Annotated in this window: 19 protein-coding genes and 1 riboswitch; of the genes, 11 read left to right on the top strand and 8 right to left on the bottom strand. The window is 69.0% G+C overall.

Annotation, left to right across the window (positions count from 1 at the left end):
- Positions 1-117: 117 nt before the first annotated feature.
- Positions 118-783, bottom strand: coding sequence for a Tim44/TimA family putative adaptor protein (locus tag J7495_RS01340; protein ID WP_294054267.1), 666 nt, complete (start codon positions 781-783; stop codon positions 118-120).
- Positions 784-962: 179 nt separating this feature from the next.
- Here J7495_RS01340 and secB point away from each other — a divergent pair, with 179 nt between their 5' ends.
- Both secB and murJ read left to right on the top strand, forming a co-directional pair.
- Complete coding sequence (gene secB, locus J7495_RS01335; RefSeq protein ID WP_294054266.1) at positions 963-1,469, top strand: protein-export chaperone SecB; 507 nt, start codon at positions 963-965, stop codon at positions 1,467-1,469.
- A 92-nt stretch (positions 1,470-1,561) separates the two neighbouring features.
- On the top strand, positions 1,562-3,127 hold the full coding sequence (gene murJ, locus J7495_RS01330; RefSeq protein WP_294054265.1) for a murein biosynthesis integral membrane protein MurJ: 1,566 nt from the start codon (positions 1,562-1,564) through the stop codon (positions 3,125-3,127).
- A gap of 40 nt (positions 3,128-3,167) precedes the next feature.
- On the opposite strand, the gene J7495_RS01325 is transcribed toward murJ, so the two are convergent.
- Complete coding sequence (locus J7495_RS01325) at positions 3,168-3,566, bottom strand: hypothetical protein (protein ID WP_294054264.1); 399 nt, start codon at positions 3,564-3,566, stop codon at positions 3,168-3,170.
- 211 nt (positions 3,567-3,777) lie between these two features.
- Between J7495_RS01325 and trpS the strand changes: the two genes are divergently transcribed.
- Both trpS and J7495_RS01315 read left to right on the top strand, forming a co-directional pair.
- Complete coding sequence (gene trpS, locus J7495_RS01320) at positions 3,778-4,782, top strand: tryptophan--tRNA ligase (protein WP_294054501.1); 1,005 nt, start codon at positions 3,778-3,780, stop codon at positions 4,780-4,782.
- A 58-nt stretch (positions 4,783-4,840) separates the two neighbouring features.
- On the top strand, positions 4,841-5,881 hold the full coding sequence (locus J7495_RS01315; protein ID WP_294054263.1) for a CAP domain-containing protein: 1,041 nt from the start codon (positions 4,841-4,843) through the stop codon (positions 5,879-5,881).
- A gap of 229 nt (positions 5,882-6,110) precedes the next feature.
- Here the strand turns inward: J7495_RS01315 and dnaA are convergent, their stop codons facing one another.
- The 3 genes from dnaA to mutM all read right to left on the bottom strand — a co-directional run bounded on the left by dnaA (position 6,111) and on the right by mutM (position 9,246).
- Positions 6,111-7,478 carry a chromosomal replication initiator protein DnaA gene (gene dnaA, locus J7495_RS01310; protein ID WP_294054262.1) on the bottom strand — a complete coding sequence of 456 codons (1,368 nt, stop codon included), beginning with the start codon at positions 7,476-7,478 and terminating at the stop codon, positions 6,111-6,113.
- A gap of 439 nt (positions 7,479-7,917) precedes the next feature.
- Positions 7,918-8,181: a 30S ribosomal protein S20 gene (rpsT, locus tag J7495_RS01305; protein ID WP_294054261.1), complete on the bottom strand. Its 264-nt coding sequence runs from the start codon at positions 8,179-8,181 to the stop codon at positions 7,918-7,920.
- 255 nt (positions 8,182-8,436) lie between these two features.
- Positions 8,437-9,246, bottom strand: coding sequence for a bifunctional DNA-formamidopyrimidine glycosylase/DNA-(apurinic or apyrimidinic site) lyase (gene mutM / locus J7495_RS01300; RefSeq protein ID WP_294054260.1), 810 nt, complete (start codon positions 9,244-9,246; stop codon positions 8,437-8,439).
- Positions 9,247-9,331: 85 nt separating this feature from the next.
- Here mutM and J7495_RS01295 point away from each other — a divergent pair, with 85 nt between their 5' ends.
- Complete coding sequence (locus J7495_RS01295; protein WP_294054259.1) at positions 9,332-10,063, top strand: class I SAM-dependent methyltransferase; 732 nt, start codon at positions 9,332-9,334, stop codon at positions 10,061-10,063.
- Positions 10,064-10,068: 5 nt separating this feature from the next.
- Positions 10,069-11,604 (top strand): 2-polyprenylphenol 6-hydroxylase, encoded by a 1,536-nt coding sequence (gene ubiB, locus J7495_RS01290; RefSeq protein ID WP_294054258.1) that lies wholly within the window; start codon positions 10,069-10,071, stop codon positions 11,602-11,604.
- Here ubiB and J7495_RS01285 read toward each other — a convergent pair.
- The gene (locus J7495_RS01285; protein WP_294054257.1) at positions 11,538-12,980 is read right to left on the bottom strand and encodes an FAD-binding oxidoreductase; all 1,443 of its coding nucleotides are present in this window, start codon (positions 12,978-12,980) and stop codon (positions 11,538-11,540) included. The genes ubiB and J7495_RS01285 overlap by 67 nt on opposite strands.
- Entirely contained in the window at positions 12,977-13,759 is a 783-nt protein-coding gene (locus J7495_RS01280) for a hypothetical protein (RefSeq protein WP_294054256.1), read from the bottom strand. Before J7495_RS01280 ends, J7495_RS01285 begins: the two co-directional genes overlap by 4 nt.
- Before the next feature lie 85 nt (positions 13,760-13,844).
- Between J7495_RS01280 and J7495_RS01275 the strand changes: the two genes are divergently transcribed.
- The 5 genes from J7495_RS01275 (at position 13,845) to J7495_RS01255 (ending at position 18,802) form a co-directional block, all read left to right on the top strand.
- Positions 13,845-14,486, top strand: coding sequence for a TetR/AcrR family transcriptional regulator (locus tag J7495_RS01275; RefSeq protein ID WP_294054255.1), 642 nt, complete (start codon positions 13,845-13,847; stop codon positions 14,484-14,486).
- Between the two features lie 27 nt (positions 14,487-14,513).
- Complete coding sequence (locus tag J7495_RS01270; protein ID WP_294054254.1) at positions 14,514-15,545, top strand: hypothetical protein; 1,032 nt, start codon at positions 14,514-14,516, stop codon at positions 15,543-15,545.
- A gap of 58 nt (positions 15,546-15,603) precedes the next feature.
- Positions 15,604-16,524, top strand: a complete 921-nt coding sequence (locus tag J7495_RS01265; RefSeq protein WP_294054253.1) for a VOC family protein — start codon at positions 15,604-15,606, stop codon at positions 16,522-16,524.
- A 107-nt stretch (positions 16,525-16,631) separates the two neighbouring features.
- Positions 16,632-17,435 (top strand): hypothetical protein, encoded by an 804-nt coding sequence (locus tag J7495_RS01260; RefSeq protein ID WP_294054252.1) that lies wholly within the window; start codon positions 16,632-16,634, stop codon positions 17,433-17,435.
- A 113-nt stretch (positions 17,436-17,548) separates the two neighbouring features.
- Positions 17,549-18,802, top strand: coding sequence for an MFS transporter (locus tag J7495_RS01255; protein WP_294054251.1), 1,254 nt, complete (start codon positions 17,549-17,551; stop codon positions 18,800-18,802).
- A gap of 21 nt (positions 18,803-18,823) precedes the next feature.
- Here the strand turns inward: J7495_RS01255 and metE are convergent, their stop codons facing one another.
- A complete protein-coding gene (metE, locus tag J7495_RS01250) occupies positions 18,824-21,127 on the bottom strand; it encodes a 5-methyltetrahydropteroyltriglutamate--homocysteine S-methyltransferase (protein ID WP_294054250.1) in 2,304 nt (767 codons plus the stop codon).
- A gap of 104 nt (positions 21,128-21,231) precedes the next feature.
- A riboswitch (cobalamin riboswitch) is annotated at positions 21,232-21,436 on the bottom strand.
- Between the last annotated feature and the right edge of the window lie 198 nt (positions 21,437-21,634).

The raw sequence follows: 21,634 nt of genomic DNA, 5'->3' as shown, positions 1-21,634 counted from the left end.
TATGCCCCACCCGTCATCCCGGCGAAAGCCGGGACCCAGGGCCACGAGCCATTTCGCCTGCCGCCCTGGGTCCCGGCTTTCGCCCGGATGACGATAATGGGATCAGGAAAGGAGCCCTCAGACCTCGTCGGTCTCGACCAGCTTCCAGTTCGGGTCGTCGCTGCGCAGGTTGCGCGCGAAGGTCCACAGGTCGTGCGCCTCGACCGCGTCGGTGAGCGAGCCCGCCACGACATTGCCGTCGTTGTCGCGGGTCACCGCAGCGATGTCGGCGTCGAAGCGCACCGTGATCCGCGCGACCCTGCCCTCGACCGAAGCGTCGGCGATCATCGCCCGCTCGATCGCGACCAGCCGGTTGTCGAGCACATGGCCCGCCGCCTGGCGTTCGGAGATCGCCTGGTTGAACGCCGCGCGCACCTCATCCTCGACGAGCCACTCGAGCGTCTCGGTGTCACCCTTCCAGAAGGCTTCGAGGATCATTCGATAGGCGTTCTTCGCGCCTTCGACGAACTGGCTCAGGTCGAAGCTCGAATCGGCCGAGATCACGGCGCGCAGGCCCTGTTCGGCGCCCGCCTCGATCGCGCGGCTGTTGGGCTCGCGGACTTCCGGGACCACGTCGATCGTGCGCGGCATCGACGGCGCGCCGATACGCTCCTCCGCCGGCTTGGGCAGGGGCTGCTCGTGACCCGTGCGCTTGCCCAGCACGGCGTAGAGCCGGAATGCCAGGAACGCAGCGATCATCGCGAACAAGATGATGAAGAAGAACACCGTGCCTCCGAACCTCACTCGCTACCGTACATAGGGCCTTGCGGCAATTGATTCAAATCCGTGTTGCTTTTGGGACGCGTCCGCCTGTGGGAAGTCTCGGGACGTTGAATCGTTCCAGCGCCCCTGCTAGGCGCGGCGCGCAATTCGGCGCGTGAACCGCACGCGCACTCTCCCGAAGAAGAAAGAAGGATCACGAAATGGCCGAGCCCGAAACCGGCGTCGATACTGGCGCTCCCGCGATCAACGGCGAGGATACGGGGCCCGCGGTCGGGCTGCTCACCCAATATGTGAAGGACCTCTCCTTCGAGAACCCCAACGCGCCGGGCATCTTCCAGGCGACGGTCCAGCCCTCGGTCGACGTGCAGTTCAGCATCGCCTCGGCGCAGGTGGGCGAGGAAGCCTTCGAAGTCGTGATCAAGATCGAGGTCAAGGCGACCACCGATTCGCAGACCGCCTTCGTCGTCGACCTGAGCTATGCCGGCCTGTTCGGCATCCGCAACGTGCCGGCCGACCAGCTCGAGCCCTTCCTGCTCGGCGAAGCGCCGCGCATCCTCTTCCCCTTCGCGCGCCGCGTGCTCGCGGATGCGACTCGCGACGGCGGCTTCACCCCGCTGATGCTCGAGCCGATCGATTTCGCGAGCCTCTACCTGCAGCGCGCCGCCCAGGGTGGTTCGGGCAGCGGCTTCGAAATCGGCCAGGCTTGAGCACACGCCTAACTCAACGATCGTCGTCCCGGCTTTCGCCGGGATGACGGCGGTGGTCCAACCGGATCGATTCCAAGGCTAGGAATACGCGCATGAAGCTCGCGAAAAGCCTGGGGTCGGTCGGCGGACTCACGCTCGCGAGCCGCATCCTCGCGCTGGTCCGCGATTCGCTCCAGGCGCGCTACGTCGGCGCGAACTTCGCGTCGGACGCGTTCCTGGTGGCCTTCCGCCTCCCGAACATGTTCCGCGCCTTCTTCGCCGAGGGCGCCTTCGCATCGGCGTTCATCCCGATGTTCAACCGCAAGCTCGCCGAAGCCGACGGCGACCGTGGCCCCGCCTTCGACTTCGCGGAGCGCACGCTCTCGGTGCTGTTCGCCTTCCTGGTGATCATGACCGTCGTGATGCTCGCCGCCGCCTGGCCGCTCACCGCGGTGCTGTCGGGCGGCTTCCACAAGCAGCACCCGACCCACGATCAATTCGCCTTCGCGGTCCAGCTCGGGCGGATCACCATCCCTTACCTGATGCTGATCTGCCTCGCCTCGCTGCTCGGCGGAATCCTCAATTCGCTCGACAAATTCTGGGTCAACGCCGCCGCGCCGATCCTGCTCAACATCGCGATGGTGTTCGCGCTGTTCGTCTTCCACGGCACCCCCGAGGAGACCGCGCGCGCGCAGGCGATCGCGGTGCCCTTGGGCGGCGTGCTCCAGCTCGGCTGGCTGTGGATCGCGTGCAAGGCCTCGGGCGTGTCGCTCAAACCGCGCCTCCCCCGCCTCGATGCCGACGTGAAGCAGCTGATGAAGCTGATCCTCCCCGCCGCGCTCGGCGCGGGCGCGGTGCAGCTCAACCTTGTCATCTCGACCGCGCTCTCGGGCTATCTGCTCGGCGAGGGCTCGATCTCGTTCATCTATTACGCCGACCGCGTGAACCAGCTGCCGCTCGGCATGATCGGCATCGGGCTCGGCACGATCCTGCTCCCCACCATCTCGCGCCTCCTCACCAGGGGCGACGAAGCGGGCGCGATGGAGACGCAGAACCGCGGCATGGAGCTCGCGCTGTTCCTGACGATCCCCGCGATGGTCGCGCTGATCGTCGCCGCCGAGCCGATCGTGCGCGGGCTTTTCCAATATGGCCATTTCACCGCCGAGGACACGGTGAAATGCTCCTGGGCGCTCGCGGGCTTCTCGCTCGGCCTGCCTTCCTATGTGCTGATCAAGGTGCTCACCCCCGGCTTCTACGCGCGCCAGGACACCAGGACGCCGGTGCGCTTCGCGACGATCTCGGTGGGCGTGAACATCGCCGCGAACCTCGCGCTGATCCCGCTGGTCGGCCATGTCGGCCCGCCGCTGGCGACGGCGCTCTCGTCGACGGTCAATGTCTGGATGCTCTACGCGACGCTGGCGAAGCGCGGCCATTTCGTCGCCGACGCGCAGCTCAGGCGCCGCATCCCTCGCCTCGCGCTGGCGGCGGTGCTGATGGGCGCCGCGATCTGGGGCTTCGACCGGCTGCTCGACCCCTGGCTCAACGGCCTGATCTGGGAGCGCTACGGCGCGCTGGTGGTGCTGGTCGGCGCCGGCTGCGCGATCTACGGCGTCGCCTGCTTCGCGACACGGGCGTTCCTGCTCTCCGACTTGAAGGCGCTGGTGCGGCGGCGCGGGTAGGCGTCGCGCGCCGCGATCAGTTCCTCGCGCGGCCCTTCTGTCAGAAGGTTGCGAGATACGCCGCACCGCCCACCGTCGCCCAGATGACGATGAACCCCAGGACGCTTGCCCCCATCGCCGCCTCGAATTTCCGGGTATAGCCCATCATGCCCAGGATGAGCGCGGCGAGCATGCCGAGGACGGTGAAGCCGAACAGGAAGAAGCCGATCCGTCCGGCGGTGCTCAGCGGCTCGTCCACCCTTCCGTCGTGCCGCATCTCGACAGTCGTCGGAGCCGGCATTTCGAGCTCATCCACGGAAATTCCGCGCCGCGTGAGTTCGCGGCGAGCTGCGTCTATCGCGTCACGCTCATAGTCTTCGCCCGGGGCGGGGTTGGCGATGCGGGCCAATGACTCATCCGGCAACCGAGCCATCGTCTTCGCATAGTCTGTCGTCGCCATCGCTACCGCCCCGCCGTACCCGTGAAGACCTGCGTATCGCCCATTCCGCGTAGCGACAACGACTTGCGTTCCACCTTCCCCTCCCCGCGATCCCCCGCTACAGCCCGCCGCGTCCCGGACCGATCCAGCGCGGATCGCGCCCCCGCCGCCCGGGACCCGCGGCCGGTCCAACGGCCGAACGGTCAACCGGGCGCGCGGAGTGACAAGACCCATGCGCGTCGTCTCGGGCATCCAGACCACCGGCAATCTCCACCTCGGCAACTATCTCGGCGCGATCAAGCAATGGGTCGCGATGCAGGACCGGGTCGAGCAGGGCGGCGGCGACTGCCTGTTCTTCCTGGCGGACCTCCATGCGCTCACCGGAAACGTGAGCCCCGCCGACCTCGCCGCCTCCACCATCGAGATGGCCGCGGTCCTGCTCGCCGCCGGGATCGACGACCGCTCGATCCTGTTCAACCAGGCGCGCGTCCCCGCGCATGCCGAGCTCTGCTGGATTCTCCAGGGCACCGCGCGGATGGGCTGGCTCAACCGCATGACCCAGTGGAAGGACAAGGCGGGCAAGAACCGCGAAGGCGCGAGCGTCGGGCTCTTCACCTATCCCGTGCTCCAGGCGGCCGACGTGCTCGTCTATCAGGCGACGCACGTGCCGGTCGGCGACGACCAGAAGCAGCACCTCGAGCTCGCGCGCGACATCGCCGCCAAGTTCAACACCGACTTCGAGGTCGAGCTCTTCCCGCTGCCCGAGGCGCTGGTGAGCAAGGCGGCGCCGCGGATCATGAGCCTGCGCGACGGCCAGGCCAAGATGAGCAAGTCCGATCCCTCGGACATGAGCCGGATCAACCTCGCCGACGACGACGACACGATCGCGCAGAAGCTCAGGAAGGCGAAGACCGACCCCGAGCCGCTGCCCGACAGCTTCGACGCGCTGGAGGAGCGCCCCGAGGCCAAGAACCTCGTGACGATCTACGCCGCGCTGGCGGACCGCGATCCCCAGTCGGTGGTGAGCGAGTTCGCCGGCAAGGGCTTCGGCGCGTTCAAGCCCGCGCTCGCCGACCTGGCGATCGCGGTGCTGAGCCCGATCCGCACGCGCTTCCAGGACCTGCTCGGCGACCGTGCGCAGGTCGCGGCCGAGCTGGTCCGGGGCGCGGACAGGGCCCAGGCCCTCGCCGCGCCGACGCTCCGGGCGGCGCAGCAAGCCGTGGGACTCCAGGTCTGAGACGAACCCCTGTGCGAGCCGCTCGCCAAGCGCGGGCGGCTCATGCATAGTCGTGCAAATGCTCCCGGCACTCCTCCTCCTCGCAGCCGTCGCCGATTGCGGCGAGCCCGGCTGCCAGAGCGCCCCTGCTCAGAGCGTGAGCGAGACCACAGCGCGGATCACGGTCGAGAGCCCGGTCGCCAAGCCGCCGGTCCTGCCGCCCACGCCCCCACCGCGCGGCCCGGCGACGGGCAGCGACTTCTTCGCCGGCCTCGCCGCCATCTATGCGGTTCCGCCCAACGTCGGCGCCTGCGACAGCGGCCGGCTCAAGCCCGAAGTCACCGCGCGCGTGCTCTGGATCATCAACGACATCCGCGCGCACCACGACCTGCCCCCGGTCACCTATGCCGCAGAGGACGAGGGCGGGGTGATGGCGGCGTCGCTGATGTCCGCGGCGAATGCGCAGATGAGCCACACGCCGCCGCCCAACTGGACCTGCTTCACCAAGGCGGGCGCCGACGCCTCGGCCAACAGCGACCTGTTCGTCGGCATCGGCGGCGGGCTCGCCTATGTCAGCAACGACGACATCGTCATCGGCTGGCTCACCGACATCTACAACCGCACCGCGAACAGCGTCGGCCACCGCCGCTGGCTGCTCTTTCCCTTCCTGAACAGCGTCGCCTATGGCCGCGTCGGTGCGCCATCGGCGATCACCAAGCGGATCGACGCCGCTTCGATCCGCGTGATGAATCCTGCCGCCGGCAGCGTCCCCGCCGCGCTGCCCGAGGTCGTCGCCTATCCCTGGCACGACTATCCCGCGCGCTATTTCAACGCCAAGGCACTGCTCTCCTTCTCGGTGATCGCCGACAAGTCGACGGCGTTCGGGGGCAATAGCGAAGTCGATTTCTCCTCCGCCCAGGTTACGATCCAGCCGCGCGGCGGCGCACCGCTCGCGGTGTCGTCTGTCCAGGCGGACAACGACGGGATCGGCCTGCCCAACAATTTCCAATTCGCCGCCGAGGGGCTCCAGCCCAACCTCTATTACGACGTCACCATCGCCGGCGCGCGAGTGAGCGGCGTGGCGAAGGACTATCATTACTGGTTCCGGATCGTGCCTTGAGGCCCGCGCTCGCCTGAACCCCAAAACCGTCATCCCGGCGAAAGCCGGGACCCAGGGCCACGCGCGACACGGCTTGCTGCCCTGGGTCCCGGCTTTCGCAGGGATGACGATTGAGAGGATCGCCCCGAAAGCAGATCGGGGTGGAGGCGTGACCCAAAGCTTGCCCGCTCTCGTCTCCTCCACCCCGCCCCCGCCGTCAGGCAGGACCTTATCCGCAGGGACCGCGGCCTCAGGCCCCTTCGAGCTGCCGCATCAGCGTGCGCACGGCGCTGTCGATCTCGCCATCCTTGCCGCGCAGCTCCTCGATGCGACGCACCGCATGGATCACGGTCGAATGGTCGCGGTTGCCGAACTTGCGGCCGATCTCGGGCAGCGAGCGCGTCGTCAGCCGCTTGGCGAGGTACATCGCGATCTGCCGCGGGCGCGCGATCGCAACCGCGCGGCGCTCCGAGATCAGGTCGAGCTGCTTGACGTCGAAATGGCTCGACACCGCGCGCTGGATCTCGTCGATCGTGATCCGGCGCTGGGCGCTGCGCAGCACTTCGCCGAGCGTCGCGGTCGCGAAGTCGAGCGTGATCGCTTCGTTGGTGAGCGAAGCGTAGGCCACGAGCCGGTTGAGCGCGCCCTCCAGCTCTCGGACGTTCGCGGTGATCCGCTGCGCGAGCAGCTCGACCACGTCGCCCGGCACGTTCGCCTGCGGCATGTCGACCAGCTTGCGCCGGACGATCGCACGGCGCAGCTCGAGCTCGGGCTGGCGGATGTCGGCGACCAGCCCCGAGGCGAGGCGGCCGGCAAGGCGCGTCTCGAAGCCCTCGAGCGCCTGGGGCGCACGATCGGCGGCGATCACGAGCCGCTTCCCCGAAGCCATGAACTCGTTGACCGTGTGGAAGACCTCTTCCTGCGTCGAATCGCCCTTGCCGCCGACGAACTGCAAGTCGTCGATCATCAGCAGGTCGACGCTGCGCAGCCGCGCCTTGAACGCGATCGTGTCCTTGGCGCGCAGGGCTTGCACGAACTCGAACATGAAGCGCTCGGCCGGCATGTAGATCGCCGTCGCCTCGGGATTGGCCTCGAGGAAGGCGTGGCCGATCGCGTGCATCAGGTGCGTCTTGCCCTGGCCCGTCGCCGAATGGAGGTAGAGCGGGCTGAACTGCGGCACGCCCGGCATCGCCAGCGCGACCGCCGCGTTGAACGCGACGCGGTTCGAGGCGTCGACCACGAAACGGTCGAAGGTGAAGCGCGGGTCGAACGCCGGGCGCTCGGCCGCCGGCGCGGCAGGCGCGGCCTGCGAGGCGCTCAGGCGGCGCGCCTTGTCATCGACCGCGGTGTCGATCGCCACCGCCGCGACCGCCGGCATCACCGCACGGAATTCGAGCAGCAACCGCTCGGCATAATGGTTGCGGACCCACTGGGTCATGAACGCCGAGGGCAGCAGCAAGCGAATCGTCGCCGCGTCCGAGTCGCCGAGCACGATCGGCTTCAGCCACTGATCGAACAGTCTCTGACCTGCCGAGCGGCGCAGATTCCCTCGAACATGCGCCCATGCCTTCGCGATCGTATCCGCGTCCGTACGTTCCAATGCCTGCAGCTCCGCCATCGATCCGGCTCACCCCTCCTTTGCGGACTTTCGCCCCGTCCGCATCGTGCCCAACAGACAACGCTCCGCCGCCACGGGAATCGATCCCGATTCGCGAACACCGGACGCTGCTGACCCCCAAAGCGCGAGAACCACCGCACTGGGAGGGGCATTTAGAAACCAGAATCTGAGTCGGGCAAGGGGGATGGGTGTAAAGTTTTTGAAATAGATTTGTTGACATCCGCCAACCCCCGGAAAACCAAGGAGTCAGGTCGAGAGATCAATTTAAGTCTTTGAAAATAGAAGAATTAACCATTCGCATGTTGCGCAGCATGTTGCGACTCGCGCAATTCCGCGGCTTCGCGCGATGCCTCCGATTCGACTTGATTTCGTAACCGAAACGAACGCGAAAAGCCCGCCGGAACGCGTCCCGGCGGGCAATGTTACGAATAAATTACGATTATGCGAGCGTTTCGAGACGCTTGTTCAGGCGCGCGAACTTGCGGGCGGCAGTGTTCTTGTGAAGCACGCCCTTGGCCACGCCGCGCGCCAGCTCGGGCTGCGCTTCGGCGAGCGCGGCCTTCGCCGCGGCCTTGTCGCCGGCGGCCAGCGCCGACTCGACCTTCTTCACGAAGGTGCGGATGCGGCTGACGCGCGCGCCATTGACTTCCGCGCGGCGGTCGTTCCGCCGGATACGCTTCTTCGCTTGCGGCGTATTCGCCATGCCGTTCTCGTTCCTGCTCGAATAAAAGGGCGCGGGACCAGCCGCCCACGCCCGGAAAGACGGGCCCCTTAGCGCCGCGGGCGATTCGGGTCAACCGCTTGTGTTGAGGCATCTCCCGCAAACGTCACCCCCGCCTCTCTCTTCGTCATCCCGGCGAAAGCCGGGGCCCAAGGCCGCGAGCGACGTCCTGCTTGACCCTGGGTCCCGGCTTTCGCCGGGATGACGGTTGGTGAATCTATGACGACGGCCTGGGGGCTATTTCTGGCACTGCGGGCACCAGAAGGTCGAGCGCCCCGAATCGACTCGTCGCTCGACCACGCCACCGCTCCCGCACGGCTCGCCCTCGCGGCCGTAGACGCGCCATTGCTTGGCGAAATAGCCGAGCTCGCCGTCGGGGCGGGCATAGTCCTTGAGCGTCGAGCCGCCCGCGGCGATCGCGGCGGTCAGCACGTCGCGCACCGCCTCCACCAGCTTGACCAGCCGCGGCTTCGAGATCGTGCCCGCCTCGCGATGCGGCGCGATTCCCGCGAGGTACAGCGCCTCGCATACATAGATGTTGCCCAGCCCCGCCACCACGCGCTGGTCGAGCAGCAGCGCCTTCACCGGCGCGATCCGGTCCTTGAACGCCTTGGCCAGATGCTCGGCGCTGAATTCCGGCCCCAGCGGCTCGGGTCCCAGCGCCGCAAAGGCCGGCCATTGCTCGAGCCCCGCGGTCGGCACCAGGTCGAGCGACCCGAACCGTCGCGCGTCATTGAGCGCCAGCCGGTGCCCGGCCGTCTCGATCACGACATGGTCGTGCTTGCCGAGCTCGGCCGGGTCGATCCGCCACCGCCCCGACATGCCGAGGTGGAACACCAGCGTGTCCCCGCGATCGGTGTCGATCAGCCCATATTTGGCGCGCCGCCCCAGCCCGGTGACGGTCGCGCCGGTCAGCCTTTGCCCCAGGTCCTGGGGGAAGGGCCGGCGCAGATCGCTCCGGTTGAGCGTCACGCGTTCGATCCGCTGGTCCTGGAGCACTGGCTCCAGCCCGCGCACGGTGGTCTCGACTTCGGGGAGTTCGGGCATGGCGTTCCCATGCCCCAATCGTCATCCCGGCGAAAGCCGGACGACGGGGGTTTGCTATGGCCCCTGCCCCCGCTAAGGCCCAGCCATGCCCGACACCGTATCCTTCGGCTATGAAGACGTCGCCCCTTCGGAGAAGACGCGCCGCGTCGGCCAGGTCTTCTCCAGCGTCGCCTCACGCTACGACCTGATGAACGACGCCATGTCCGCGGGCATGCATCGACTCTGGAAGGACCAGTTCGTCCGCCGGGTGAAGCCGCGCGCGGGCGAGGCGATCCTCGACATGGCGGGCGGCACCGGCGACATCGCCTTCCGCCTCGCGCAATCGGGCGCGGCGATCACCGTCGCCGACATCAACCCCGAGATGCTCGCCGTCGGCGTCGAGCGCGCCGCAGAACGGGGGTTCGACGAACTCGTCTGGACCGAAGCCAACGCCGAGACGCTCCAGTTCCCCGACCGCTTCTTCGACGCCTATACCATCGCCTTCGGCATCCGGAACGTCACCGACATCCCCGCGGCGCTCCGCGAGGCGCACCGGGTGCTCCGGCGCGGCGGGCGCTTCTTCTGCCTCGAATTCTCGACCACCGTCTGGCCGGGCTTCGCCGAGGTCTATGACGCCTATTCGCACCACCTCGTCCCCCAGCTCGGCAAGCTGCTCGCGGGCGATGCGGAGAGCTATCGCTACCTCATCGAATCGATCCGCCGCTTCCCCGACATGCCGACCTTCGAAGCGATGATCCGCGACGCCGGCTTCGTCCAGACCAGGGCCGAGCCGATCCTCGGCGGCCTCGTCGCGATCCATTCGGGCTGGAAGATCTAGGGCTGGTGGCACATCCCGCCCTCCACCTCTGGCGCCTGCTGCGCTGGGGCCGCACGCTCGCGCGTCACGGCGCGCTCACCGGCATCGAGCGCGACCCCAACACCCCCGCGCCCGTCCGCCGGCTCGCGCGCATCGCCCGCTTCGGCGCGCGCGTGCCCCAGGTGCCGCGCTACGCCGATGCCTTCCAGGCGATCGGCCCCGCCGCGATCAAGCTCGGCCAGACGCTCGCGACGCGCCCCGACCTCGTCGGCGAGGAAGCCGCGAACGACCTGCTCCGCCTCCAGGACGCGCTGCCGCCGCTCCCCTTTCCGGTGATCCGCGACCGCATCCGCGCGAGCCTCGGCCGCCCGCTAGAGGCGCTGTTCCAGTCGATCGACGAAGTCCCCGTCGGTGCCGCGTCGATCGCGCAGGTCCATCGCGCAGTCACCACCGACGGGCGCCACGTCGCGATCAAGGTGCTCCGCCCCGGCATCGAGACCGAATTCGCCAAGGCGATCGACACCTATGAATGGGCCGCCGCCCAGGTCGAGGCGATGGGCGGCGAGGCCTCGCGCCTCCGCCCCCGGCTCGTCATCGAGACCTTCAAGCGCTGGACCGCGCGCGAGCTCGACCTGCGCCGCGAGGCCGCCTCGGCTTCCGAGCTCGCCGAGAACATGGAAGCCGAGCCGCTGTACAGGATCCCCGCGATCGACTGGCAGCGCACCACCGGCAAGGTGCTCACGCTGGAATGGATCGACGGCATCAAGCTCTCGGACCGCGAGGCGTTGCTGGCGGCCGGCTACGACACGCATGCGCTCGCCGAGACGCTCGTCCACGCCTTCCTCCGCCAGGCGATCTCGGACGGCTTCTTCCACGCCGACATGCACCAGGGGAACCTCTTCGCGCTCCCCGGCGGACGGATCGCCGCGATCGACTTCGGGATCATGGGCCGGATCGATCGCCGCGCGCGTGTGTGGCTCGCCGAGATCCTCTACGGGCTGATCACCGGCAACTACCAGCGCGTGGCAGAAATCCATTTCGAGGCGGGCTACGTCCCGCCGCACCACAATGTCGCTGAGTTCGCCACCGCCTTGCGCGCGGTCGGCGAGCCGATGCGCGGGCTGCCGGTCAAGGAGATGTCGGTCGGCGGCATGCTCGACGGCCTGTTCAACATCACCCGCGACTTCGACATGCAAACCCAGCCGCACCTGCTGCTGCTCCAGAAGACGATGGTGATGGTCGAGGGCGTCGCGCGCGGGCTCGATCCCGAGATCAACCTCTGGGAGACCTCGGGCCCGTTCGTGGGCGAATGGATCCGCACCGAGCTCGGCCCCGAGGCCAAGCTCGCCGACCGGCTGGTGCTCGACGTCCGCACGCTGCTGCGGCTCCCCGAGCTGGTCCGCAACATCGAGCGGCAATTCCCCGCCCCCGGCGGCGCCCCGCCCGCCCCGCCGCTCAAGGAGATCGAGCGCATCCGCGTGATCGGTGGCTGGCGCTACATCGTCGTCGCGCTGCTCGCCGCCGCGGTCAGCGCGGCCGTGACGGTGTGGATGCTCGGCTGAGCGCGGGCCGCCCGCTCGCCCTCACCTCCGCCCGTCACCGGATCGGCCATCCAGCGCACGAACCGTTCCTCGGGGTCGTACAGCCCCCGCGCCGCCGCCAGCCGCGCGGCATTGGCGTCGGTGAGGAAGCGCGCCGGGCGCTGGCCGAGGTTCTCGTCTGCCAGCTGGATCCCGCAGGCGAGCGGCGCCATCGCGCGCATCTGCCCCGCCGCCCAGCCGTCGAACCGCGCATCGTCCTCGGCGCGCTTCCACTCGCCGTAGAGCGCGATGTAGCGCTGCCCTTCGACCGAAAAGGCCATGTCGGGCCGCCCGCCCTGAGGCCGCCAGTCCAGCCACAGCACATGGCTCGGCGCCGGCGGCATCGTCTCGGCGATGCGCCTGAGCCCCGGCAGCAGCGCCTCGACCGGCGCGTCGGTCCACATATTGTCGACGCTCCAATGCATCCCGTCTGGGAAGTGCGAGCGCGCCGCGCCCTTCTGCATCCGGTCGAGCGACATCGGGATCAGCGGCAGCGTCAGCCGCGCGTGGCGGCGGATCGCGCTCTCGCGGACGAACGCCGTCGCCGCGCGCGCCTCGGCCCAGCTGTCGGCGAGCACCGGCGCGATCACTTCGATCGTCGGCCCGCCGCCGATCCGCATATAGGGCGACATCAGCACCTGCAGCTCGACCTTGCGCGAGACGCTCGGGCCCATTTCGTCGACCCAGCGGAACACCGTATCGAGCTGGTCCATCGCGAAGAACTGGAGCTGGATTCCGATCGCGCGCGGCCGCTTGTGCAGCCGCAGGTGATAGGCGGTCACTGCGGCGAAGAACCCCGGCCCAGCCCCCCGTGCCGCCCAGTAGAGCTCGGCATGGGTCTCGGCATCGGCGCGGACCATCCGCCCGTCGGCGAGCACCGCCTCGATCGCCGTGACCTGCTCGCAGCCCAGCCCGAATGCCCGGCTGCCCCAGCCGAACCCGCCCTGGAGCAGGAACCCGCCCATCCCCACGTCGGGCGCGTGCGGCGTCGGCACGAACAGCCCGCGCCGCGCCAGCGCCCGGTTGAGCGCCGCGCCCTCGACCCCCGCGCCGATCCGTACCGACATCGCCTCGCGGTCGATCTCGATCGCGTTCAAGCGCGAGAGGTCGAGCATCAGCACATCGTCGCGGATGTGGTTCTGCGACCAGCTGTGCCCGCCCGAGCAGAGGCTGACCTTGAGCCCCTCCTGGCGCGCCGCGAGCACCGCCGCCTGGACCTCCTCGGCCGAATTGGCCTGGACGATCCGCGCCGGCCGCCGCCCGGTGTCGCGCCGGTTGAAGCTGGTGCCGAACAGCGCCGCCTCATAGCCGGGCTCGCCGCGGCGGAAGTTGCGCCCGCGCTTGCCGTCGCGGATCATCGCGCGCCTCCGAACTCGGCGTGGAGCTCGGGGAGGAAGGTGGCGAGATGATTCATCTCCTCGGCGCAATGGACGAGCAGCGCCTCGGCCTGCGCGGGGCGCACCGGCACCAGCCGCGCGAGCAGTCGCCCCATCGGGCCCTGCCAGCGCCCGAGCCTGAGCTGCTCGCCGAACAGCCAGAAGCGCGAACGCATCTCGCAGCCGCCGGGGATCGGGCGGAGCTGGTGGATCATCGCGCCGCTCTCGACCGGGCTCCCCTGCAGCCCCACGCGCGCGCAGACCATCGCCTGGCCCAGCGCCGCGAGCCGCCGCTCGTCGACCCCGAATTCCGCCGGCGCGACGAAGCGGATCGCGACGCGCACCGGCGACGCGCCGAGATATTCGGTCACCAGCGAGGTCCGCCCGACATAGTCCCCGGTCTCGCCCTCCCCATCGGCCCAGGCCGCGGAGACATGCGCCTGCGGATGCCACAGCCGGTAGCGCTCGGCTTCGCTGCCGTGCCAGCCGAACCACCAGTCCCACATCGCCGGGGTCACCCGCGGCATCCGCGTGCGGCAGAACACCCGCGCCCCGCCCGCGCGCGTCCAGCTCCACCCGGTCTCGACCGGCGCCTCGCCCTCGAGCATCGCCGCGGCGTCCTCGGGGCCCGCGAACAGCTCGGCCGGCCGCGCGCCGCGCGCCAGCGCCTCGATCACCTCCTCGGGCAGCGGCGCGAGTTCGGGCCGCCAATAGCGCGCATAGGGCCCTTCCGCCGCCACGCCCAACATCGCCTCGCGCATCCTTCGACTCCTCCCGATAAATTGAGAGATATCTCAAATTTGAGAGAATTTCAATTTCCGCGCGATGACCTTACAACTCCGGGTCATGAACGCGCCGCCCTCCGCCCGCTTCGCCGATCTCGCCCGGGGCGCCGGCAAGGCCGAGCGGACGCGCGCGCGGCTGATGGACGCGGCGGCGGCGCTGTTCGCACGCGACGGGTTCGAGGGCGCTTCGGTGCACGAGATCACGCGCCTCGCCGACGTCGCCAACGGCACTTTCTACACCTATTTCCGCGACCGCGAGGCGATTGCCCAGGCAGTCGCGATCGGCATGGCGGGTCAGGTCGCCGCGCGGCTCGACCAGGCGATGGCGGGCGAGACGCACGCCGCGCGGCGCGTGGTGCTCGGCACGTGTGGCTTCATCGATTTCGGCGCGGCCAACCCCGATTGGGGCCGCACGCTGTTCCGCGCCGCCTGGCAGCGCCGCGAGTTGCGCGCGGGCGTCATGGCCTTCTGCCGCGCCGACCTCGAGCTCGGCGCCGCGCAGGGCCATTTCACCACTGCGATCGACGACACCGCGGTCGACCTCTTCGCCGCGACGACGATGGGCGGGCTGTTCCGCCGCCTCGAAGGCGCCGGGCCCGAGACCGGCCGCCGCACCGCCGAGCTTCAGCTCGTGATGCTGGGCGTCCCCCCAACCGAAGCGCGCGACTTCGCCTGGGATGACGCGGCCCCGATCCGCAGCTAGGATCGACCGTTCCTGGGGAGGGATGCCATGCAGGATCAAGCCGCAACGCGTATCGACCATTTGAACAGCGCGCTGATGCTCGTCTCGTGCGTCGCCGCCTTCGTCATTCCGTTCGAGCTGTTCCTGCTCGCCTATGCGATCCTCGGCCCGCTCCATTATCTGACCGAAATCTCCTGGATCCACGACCGCGGCTATTTCGTCGGCCATGAGGACGCCGCCGAGCGCCGGCGGGCGAAGCTCGCCTGGCTCGGGCTCGTCGGCGTCACGCTCGCGGTGATGATCTATGGCGTCGTCGGCGAGCAGATCCTGCACCGCCCGTCCTCGCCACTGTTCGAGATCGGGCTCTTCTATCTAGTGTTCGTCGCCGCGGCACTGCTGATCTTCCGCGCGAGGCCCCCGGTCGCAGCGATCGCGATCGCGCTCACCGCGCTCGGCATCGCGCTGCTCTCGCGCTCGCCGCTCTACGGGCTGATCGCCTTCCTGATCATCACCATCATCCACGTCCTGGTCTTCACCTTCGCCTTCGTGACGCTCGGCGCGATCCGGGCGAAGCGCGCCTCGGCCTGGTGGTCGCTGGCGATCTATGCGCTGTGCGTGCTCGCCTTCTTCCTCTTCCCGCCTGACATCGCCGATCCCGCGAGCGACTATGTCCGCGCGAGCTATGCACCGTTCGAGCTTCTCAACGCCAAGCTGATCGGGGCGCTGGGCCTGGGCGACGGCAACCGCCTCTCCGAAGTCTATCAGTCGAACGAAGGCGTGACCGTGATGCGGCTGATCGCCTTCGCCTATACCTATCACTATCTCAACTGGTTCACGAAGACCTCGGTGATCGGCTGGCACCGCATCTCGCGCCCGCGCGCAGTCGTGATCGCGCTGCTCTGGATCGGCGCGCTCGCGCTCTACTGGGAGAGCTATACCCTCGGCTTCGTCGTGCTCTATTCGCTGAGCGTGCTCCATGTGATGCTTGAGCTGCCGCTCAATCACCGGAGCTTCGCCGCGATCGGCCGGGCGCTGGCCGGGCGAAATCCGCCACCCGGTGACCCGTCACCTGCGACTTAAGCCCCATTGCGCCGTCCCTTCCGCCGCGGCAAAACCCACACAAAAGAGGAGGGGGAAGATGAAGGCTCTACCGGCCGCAGCCGCTGTGCTGCTCACGCTCATGGGCACCGCGCAGGCGCAGACCCGCCCGCCGATCCCCGCGGTCTCGCACCTCGCGGTCTATGCCACCGACCTCGCCAAGGCCGAGGCCTTCTACGTCGGCCAGCTCGGCGCCGTGAAGCTGCCCGACCCGGAGGATCCGGCCGGCGTGCGCTTCTATTTCAGCCCCACCCAGTTCGTCGAAGTCCTGCCGCTTCCGGCGGGCTATGCCTCGATCAACCGCCTCGTCCACGCCGCCTTCGCCACCCCCGACGCCGAGGGGATGCGTCGCTACCTCGCCGCCAAGGGCGTGACGGTCCCCGCCGCGGTAATGAAGGGCAGCGACGGCAGCGCCTGGTTCGACGTGAGCGATCCCGAAGGCACCCCCGTCCGCTTCGTCCAGGGCCCGGCGAAGCTCCCCGACGTGCCGCGGAACCCGCTGTCGAGCCGCGTGATGCACGTCGGCTTCATCATCCACAACCGAGCCAACCAGGACAAATTCTACAAGGATATCCTTGGCTTCCGTCCCTATTGGGAAGGCGGGATGAGCGATGACAAGGCGAGCTGGGTCTCGATCCAGGTCCCCGACGGGCGCGACTGGCTGGAGTATATGATCGTCGGCACCCCCGACACGCTCGGCATACCTGAGGGGATGAGCCAGGCCACGCTCGGCATCTTCAACCATTTCGCGCTGGGCGTCCCCGACACCCGCGTCGCCTACACCACGCTGTGGAACGGCGCGCGGCTCGACGGGCAGAAGGAAGTCCCCAAGATCGGACGCGATGCCAAATGGCAGCTCAACCTCTACGACCCCGACGGCACCCGCGCCGAGCTGATGGAGTTCCACGCGATCGGCAAGCCCTGCTGCTCGCCGTTCAAGGCGGAGGATCCGACGCCGTGAGGTTCCAGCCCTTTCACCGCCCCTTTCAGTCGTCATCCCGGCGAAAGCCGGGACCCAGGAGTCACGGGCGACGAGGCTTGCGGCCCTGGATCCCGGCTTTCGCCGGGATGACGCTGGTGTTTGCGGTACCGGCATTCGCCCAGGAAGCGCAGCCGCCCGGTCTCACCCCCGAGAACAGCCCGCCCGGCACCCCCCGCGCGCCCGACTGGGCCTATCCCCAGTCGCCAACGCACAACCAGGTCGCGCCGCCGCCCGATTTCCACCGCGATCCCGTCATCGTCCCCGGCCCGATCGGCGTGTTCGAGGCGCAGGCCGATATCGGCGCCGCGCTCGTCCCCGGCTCGGCGAGCTTCGCGGGCGGCACCTACACGATCAGCTCGGCGGGCTATAACCTCTGGTACACGCGCGACGAGTTCCGCTACCTCTACCGCCGCGTCTCGGGCGACGTCAGCCTCGCCGCCGACATCGCCTTCCCCGACCCCGACGGCTTCGGCGACCGCAAGGCGGTGCTCGTCATCCGCCAGTCGCTCGACGACGACAGCCCCGAAGCGGTGGTCGCGCTCCACGGCGCGGGGATGTTCCACCTCGCGATCCGCCCGACCAAGGGCGCGCGCATCTGGGACATGGAATATCGCGTCGGCAGCCGCGGCGGCCTGCCCGGCGGCAAGTCGCCCGACAGCCTCGTCACGCTGATCCCCAGGCGCCTCGGCATCGAGAAGCGCGGCGACCAGTTCAGCCTCTGGGTCAGCGAGCAGGGCGAGCCGATGCACCAGTACGGCGCGCCGGTGACGCTCCACCTCGACGGGCCCTTCTACGTCGGCATCGGCTTCGTCTCGCACCTGCCGACGGTCGCGGGCACTGCGCAGCTCTCCAACGTCGTGCTCGAGAACCGCGCCGGCCGCGTCCGCTGACCCCCGACCGATAATCGCTCGACACGCCGGGATTCGCGGGTGTAGCGCCCGACCCGCATGGTATCGCGCGCGCCTCTCCCCTCGCCGGCCCGCCGCGCCGGGACTTGCGGGCGATGAGCGAGCCGCGCCAGGGAGTCTTCCGCGCGCTCGCCAACAGCCGCAATTTCCGCATCTGGTCCGCGGGCGCGATCGTCTCGAACATCGGCGCCTGGATGCAGCGCATCGCACAGGACTGGCTCGTGCTCACCGAGCTGACGCACCACGACGCCGCCGCGGTGGGCCTGGTCACGGCGCTCCAGTTCCTGCCCCCGCTGCTGCTCTTCCCCTGGACCGGCCATGCCGCCGATCACCTCGACCGGCGCAAACTGCTGATCCTCACCCAGAGCGCGCTCGGGCTGCTCGCGCTCGGCCTCGGGCTGCTCACCGTCACCGGCGCGGTGCGGCTGTGGCACGTCTATGTCTTCGCGCTGCTGCTCGGCTGCGCGACCGCGTTCGACGCGCCCGCGCGCCAGACCTTCGTCGGCGACATGGTCGGCGAGGGCGACCTCGCCAACGCCGTCGCGATCAACGCGACCTCGTTCAATGCCTCGCGGCTCGTCGGCCCGGCGATCTCGGGGCTGCTGATCGCCGCGGTGGGATCGGGGACCGTCTTCCTGATCAACGCCGCGTCGTTCCTCGCCGTGCTGGTCTCGCTCATGGCGATGCGCACGGCCGATCTTCATCCCGCGCCGCGCCCGCCGGCGGAGGGCGGCCGGCTCGCCGCGGGGCTGCGCTATGTCGCCGCGCGCAGCGACCTCAAGGCGCTGTTCGTGATGCTGTTCCTGTTCGGCAGCTTCTGCCTCAACTTCACGGTCGTCATCTCGGCGATGTCGGTGAAGACCTTCCACCTCGACGCCGACGGCTTCGGCCTGCTCACCTCGGCGCTGGCGGTGGGCACGGTCACCGGCGCAGTGCTCGCCGCGCGGCGCGAGCGGCCGACGCTCGCGCTCATCGCCGGCGGCCTCGGCATGTTCGCGGTCGCCAACGCCGTCGCCGCGATCGCGCCCGGCGAGATCTGGTTCGGGCTCATCCTGATCCCGGTCGGCATCGCCGCGCAGACCGTCACTACCTCGACCGTCGCGCTGCTCCAGATCAGCACCGACCGGGTGATGCGCGGCCGAGTCATGGCGCTCGCGCTCACCCTGTCGCTCGGCGGCCAGCCGATCGGCTCGCCGCTCTCGGGCTGGATCGCCAACACCGCCGGGCCGCGCTGGGCGATGGCTTTCTCGGCGTTCGTCGGTCTGGTCGCCGCCGGGATCGGCCTGCGCTACATCCTGCGCAACCGCCAGGGCCTCGTGACCGAGCCCGAGGAGAGCGCCGCCGGCTGACGGCGCCCTCCCCGCTTCGCCTCAGGCCTCGGCCAACGCCTCCGCCCGCAACGTCCGCGCCGCCGCGACCATCGCGTCGATCGCCGGGCGCACTTCCTCCCACTTGCGCGTCTTGAGCCCGCAGTCGGGGTTCACCCACAGCTGCCGCGCCGAGAGATGCTGCTGCGCCAGCCGCATCAGCGCGACCATCTCCGCCTCGCCTGGCACGCGCGGGGCGTGGATGTCGTACACCCCCGGCCCGATCGCTGCGGGATAGCGGTAGCGCGCGAACCCCTCGAGCAGCTCCATCTGCGACCGGGCCGTCTCGATCGAGATCACGTCCGCCTCCATCGCGCCGATCGCGGGGAGGATGTCGTTGAACTCGGAGTAGCACATGTGCGTGTGGATCTGCGTCGCATCCTCCACCCCCGCGGCCGAGAGCCGGAAGCAATCCACCGCCCAGTCGAGATAGGCCTGCCAGTCGGACCGCCGGAGCGGCAGGCCTTCGCGCAACGCCGCCTCGTCGATCTGGATCGCCTGGCAGCCCGCCGCCTCGAGGTCGAGGACCTCGTCGCGGATCGCCAACGCGATCTGGCGGCAGCTCGTCGCGCGCGGCTGGTCGTCGCGCACGAAGCTCCAGTTGAGGATCGTCACCGGCCCGGTCAGCATGCCCTTCACCGGCCGCGTCGTCAGGCTCTGGGCATAGCGCCACCAGTCGACCGTCATCGGCTTCGGCCGCGAGACGTCGCCGTAGAGGATCGGCGGGCGCACGCAGCGCGAGCCATAGCTCTGCACCCAGCCATTGACGGTGAAGGCGAAGCCCGAGAGCTGCTCGCCGAAATATTGCACCATGTCGTTGCGCTCGAACTCGCCGTGGACGAGCATGTCGATCCCGGCCTCTTCCTGCCACTTGATCGCGCGCGACGTTTCTTCGCGGAGGAAGCGGATATAGGCACCGTCGTCCATCCGCCCGCGATTATGCTCGGCGCGCGCGTGGCGCACGTCGGCCGTCTGCGGGAAGGAGCCGATCGTCGTGGTCGGGAACAGCGGCAGCCCGAGCACCGCCGCCTGCGCCTGCTGCCGCGCCTCCACGTCCGAGCGGCGCTCGCGCATCCCCGGCGTCACCGAAGCGACGCGGTCGGCCACCGCAACGTCGTGGATCCGCGGCGAGGTCCGGCGATAGCGCGCGGCTTCCGAGGCCGAGGCGAGCTCGGCGGCGACGCTCTCGCGCCCCTCGTTGAGCGCACGCTTGAGGATCGCGAGTTCCTCGACCTTCTGCACCGCGAACGACAGCCATTGCGTCAGCTGCGGGTCGAGCCTGGTCTCGAGCGCCAGGTCGACCGGCACGTGGAGCAGCGAGCAGGACGGCGCGAGCACTAGGTCGCGCTCCGCCGCCAGCGGCTCGAGCCGGTCGAGCAGCCGCGCGAGGTCGGCACGCCACACGTTGCGCCCGTCGATCACGCCGAGCGAGAGCAGCACCGCCTTGGGCACCGTCTTGAGCACCGGTTCGAGCTGCTCGGGCGCGCGCACCAGGTCGATGTGTAGCCCCTCGACCGGCAGCGACGCCGCCAGCCCGAGATTGTCGCCGAGCCCACCGAAATAGGTCGCGAGCATCAGCTTCGAGCCGCTCCGCGCGAGCCGGGCATAGGCGCGGGTGAAGGCGCGGCGCTGCGTCTCGCTGAGGTCGAGCGCGAGCACCGGCTCGTCGATCTGCACCCATTCCGCCCCGGCATGCGCGAGGTGGCCGAGGATCACCGCATAGAGGCCCAGCACTTCGTCGAGGAAGTCGAAGGGATCGACGCCGCGCCCCTTGGCGAGGCTCAGCCAGGTCACCGGCCCGAGCAGCACCGGCCGCGTCTCAAAGCCCTGCGCCTTGGCCTCGCGATATTCGTCGACCACCTTGAGCGCGCCGAGCGCGAGCCGCTGGCCGGTCACCAGCTCGGGAACGAGATAATGATAGTTGGTGTCGAACCACTTGGTCATCTCGCAGGCGGTAAGGCTGCCATGGCCGTGCCCGCAGCCGTCCTCCGCGCCGGTCGTGCCGCGCGCCATCGCGAAATAGGTGTCGAGTCCCGCCTGGCCGTCGGCCGCGCCATAGCGTTCGGGCACCGCGCCCAGCATCAGGCTTGTGTCGAGCACATGGTCGTAGAGCGAGAAATCGTTGGACGGCAGCCAATCGGCCCCCAGCCCCTTCTGCCGAGCCCAGGCGGCGGTGCGCAGCCCGGCGGCCGCCTCGAGCAGCTTGGCTTCGCCGCTCTTGCCCGACCAATGGGATTCCAGCGCAAATTTAAGCTCGCGCCGCGGACCGATCCGCGGAAAGCCGAGCGTCGCAACAGTCACAGTCATTGTTCTTCAACCCCGAAGAAGGGCGAAGGACCGGCACCGGACACAGGCCCGCTCGACCGGAGACCCAGCCGCGCGCGCAAGCGGCCAGCCCGGGCACCCCGCCGGTTTGGACGTTCGTCGAAGGCAGGTCTCCTGGCTCGCGGGTCAGCGCGGACGGTCCGGTCTTCCCAGGGCAGAGGCCCCAGTGACATGATTGGACCGCCGCTCGCCGCTTACAGTTGCGGGGGCAGCGCCGGACTTGCACCGGCTTCCCGTCTTAGCTCCGGCGCGGACCAATCCGCCCGGAGAACCTCGACCTGCGCCAGATCGCACGCGCGGCCGCTCGCGTCAATCATGATATAAAGCTTTCTTTATATGACACGTAAATGACTGTTTCATATCGGGAAAAAATCCCGAGAATCATTACCTGCACGAAATGGCGTTTAAGAGAATCTCATTGATTCGCCGGTAACTCCGAATCCGACAGAACGGCCGTGCTGCCCTCCCGGTGGCGACCAAGCGGCCGCA

This window comes from Sphingomonas sp. (assembly GCF_017745215.1).
Taxonomy (GTDB): Bacteria; Pseudomonadota; Alphaproteobacteria; order Sphingomonadales; family Sphingomonadaceae; genus Sphingomonas.
Note: the sequence above shows the minus strand (reverse complement) of the source record. Positions and strands in the feature narration are given on the sequence as shown.

Bases quoted from the DNA above. Each gene is read 5' to 3' on its own strand.
- J7495_RS01295 (WP_294054259.1), top strand. From the start codon at position 9,332: ATGCCCGACACCGTATCCTTCGGCTATGAAGACGTCGCCCCTTCGGAG.
- J7495_RS01285 (WP_294054257.1), bottom strand. From the start codon at position 12,980: ATGATCCGCGACGGCAAGCGCGGGCGCAACTTCCGCCGCGGCGAGCCC.
- trpS (WP_294054501.1), top strand. From the start codon at position 3,778: ATGCGCGTCGTCTCGGGCATCCAGACCACCGGCAATCTCCACCTCGGC.
- J7495_RS01260 (WP_294054252.1), top strand. From the start codon at position 16,632: ATGACGCTGGTGTTTGCGGTACCGGCATTCGCCCAGGAAGCGCAGCCG.
- J7495_RS01325 (WP_294054264.1), bottom strand. From the start codon at position 3,566: ATGGCGACGACAGACTATGCGAAGACGATGGCTCGGTTGCCGGATGAG.
- rpsT (WP_294054261.1), bottom strand. From the start codon at position 8,181: ATGGCGAATACGCCGCAAGCGAAGAAGCGTATCCGGCGGAACGACCGC.
- J7495_RS01270 (WP_294054254.1), top strand. From the start codon at position 14,514: ATGCAGGATCAAGCCGCAACGCGTATCGACCATTTGAACAGCGCGCTG.
- J7495_RS01255 (WP_294054251.1), top strand. From the start codon at position 17,549: ATGAGCGAGCCGCGCCAGGGAGTCTTCCGCGCGCTCGCCAACAGCCGC.
- J7495_RS01280 (WP_294054256.1), bottom strand. From the start codon at position 13,759: ATGCGCGAGGCGATGTTGGGCGTGGCGGCGGAAGGGCCCTATGCGCGC.
- J7495_RS01275 (WP_294054255.1), top strand. From the start codon at position 13,845: ATGAACGCGCCGCCCTCCGCCCGCTTCGCCGATCTCGCCCGGGGCGCC.
- secB (WP_294054266.1), top strand. From the start codon at position 963: ATGGCCGAGCCCGAAACCGGCGTCGATACTGGCGCTCCCGCGATCAAC.
- J7495_RS01265 (WP_294054253.1), top strand. From the start codon at position 15,604: ATGAAGGCTCTACCGGCCGCAGCCGCTGTGCTGCTCACGCTCATGGGC.
- murJ (WP_294054265.1), top strand. From the start codon at position 1,562: ATGAAGCTCGCGAAAAGCCTGGGGTCGGTCGGCGGACTCACGCTCGCG.
- metE (WP_294054250.1), bottom strand. From the start codon at position 21,127: ATGACTGTGACTGTTGCGACGCTCGGCTTTCCGCGGATCGGTCCGCGG.
- mutM (WP_294054260.1), bottom strand. From the start codon at position 9,246: ATGCCCGAACTCCCCGAAGTCGAGACCACCGTGCGCGGGCTGGAGCCA.
- dnaA (WP_294054262.1), bottom strand. From the start codon at position 7,478: ATGGCGGAGCTGCAGGCATTGGAACGTACGGACGCGGATACGATCGCG.
- J7495_RS01315 (WP_294054263.1), top strand. From the start codon at position 4,841: ATGCTCCCGGCACTCCTCCTCCTCGCAGCCGTCGCCGATTGCGGCGAG.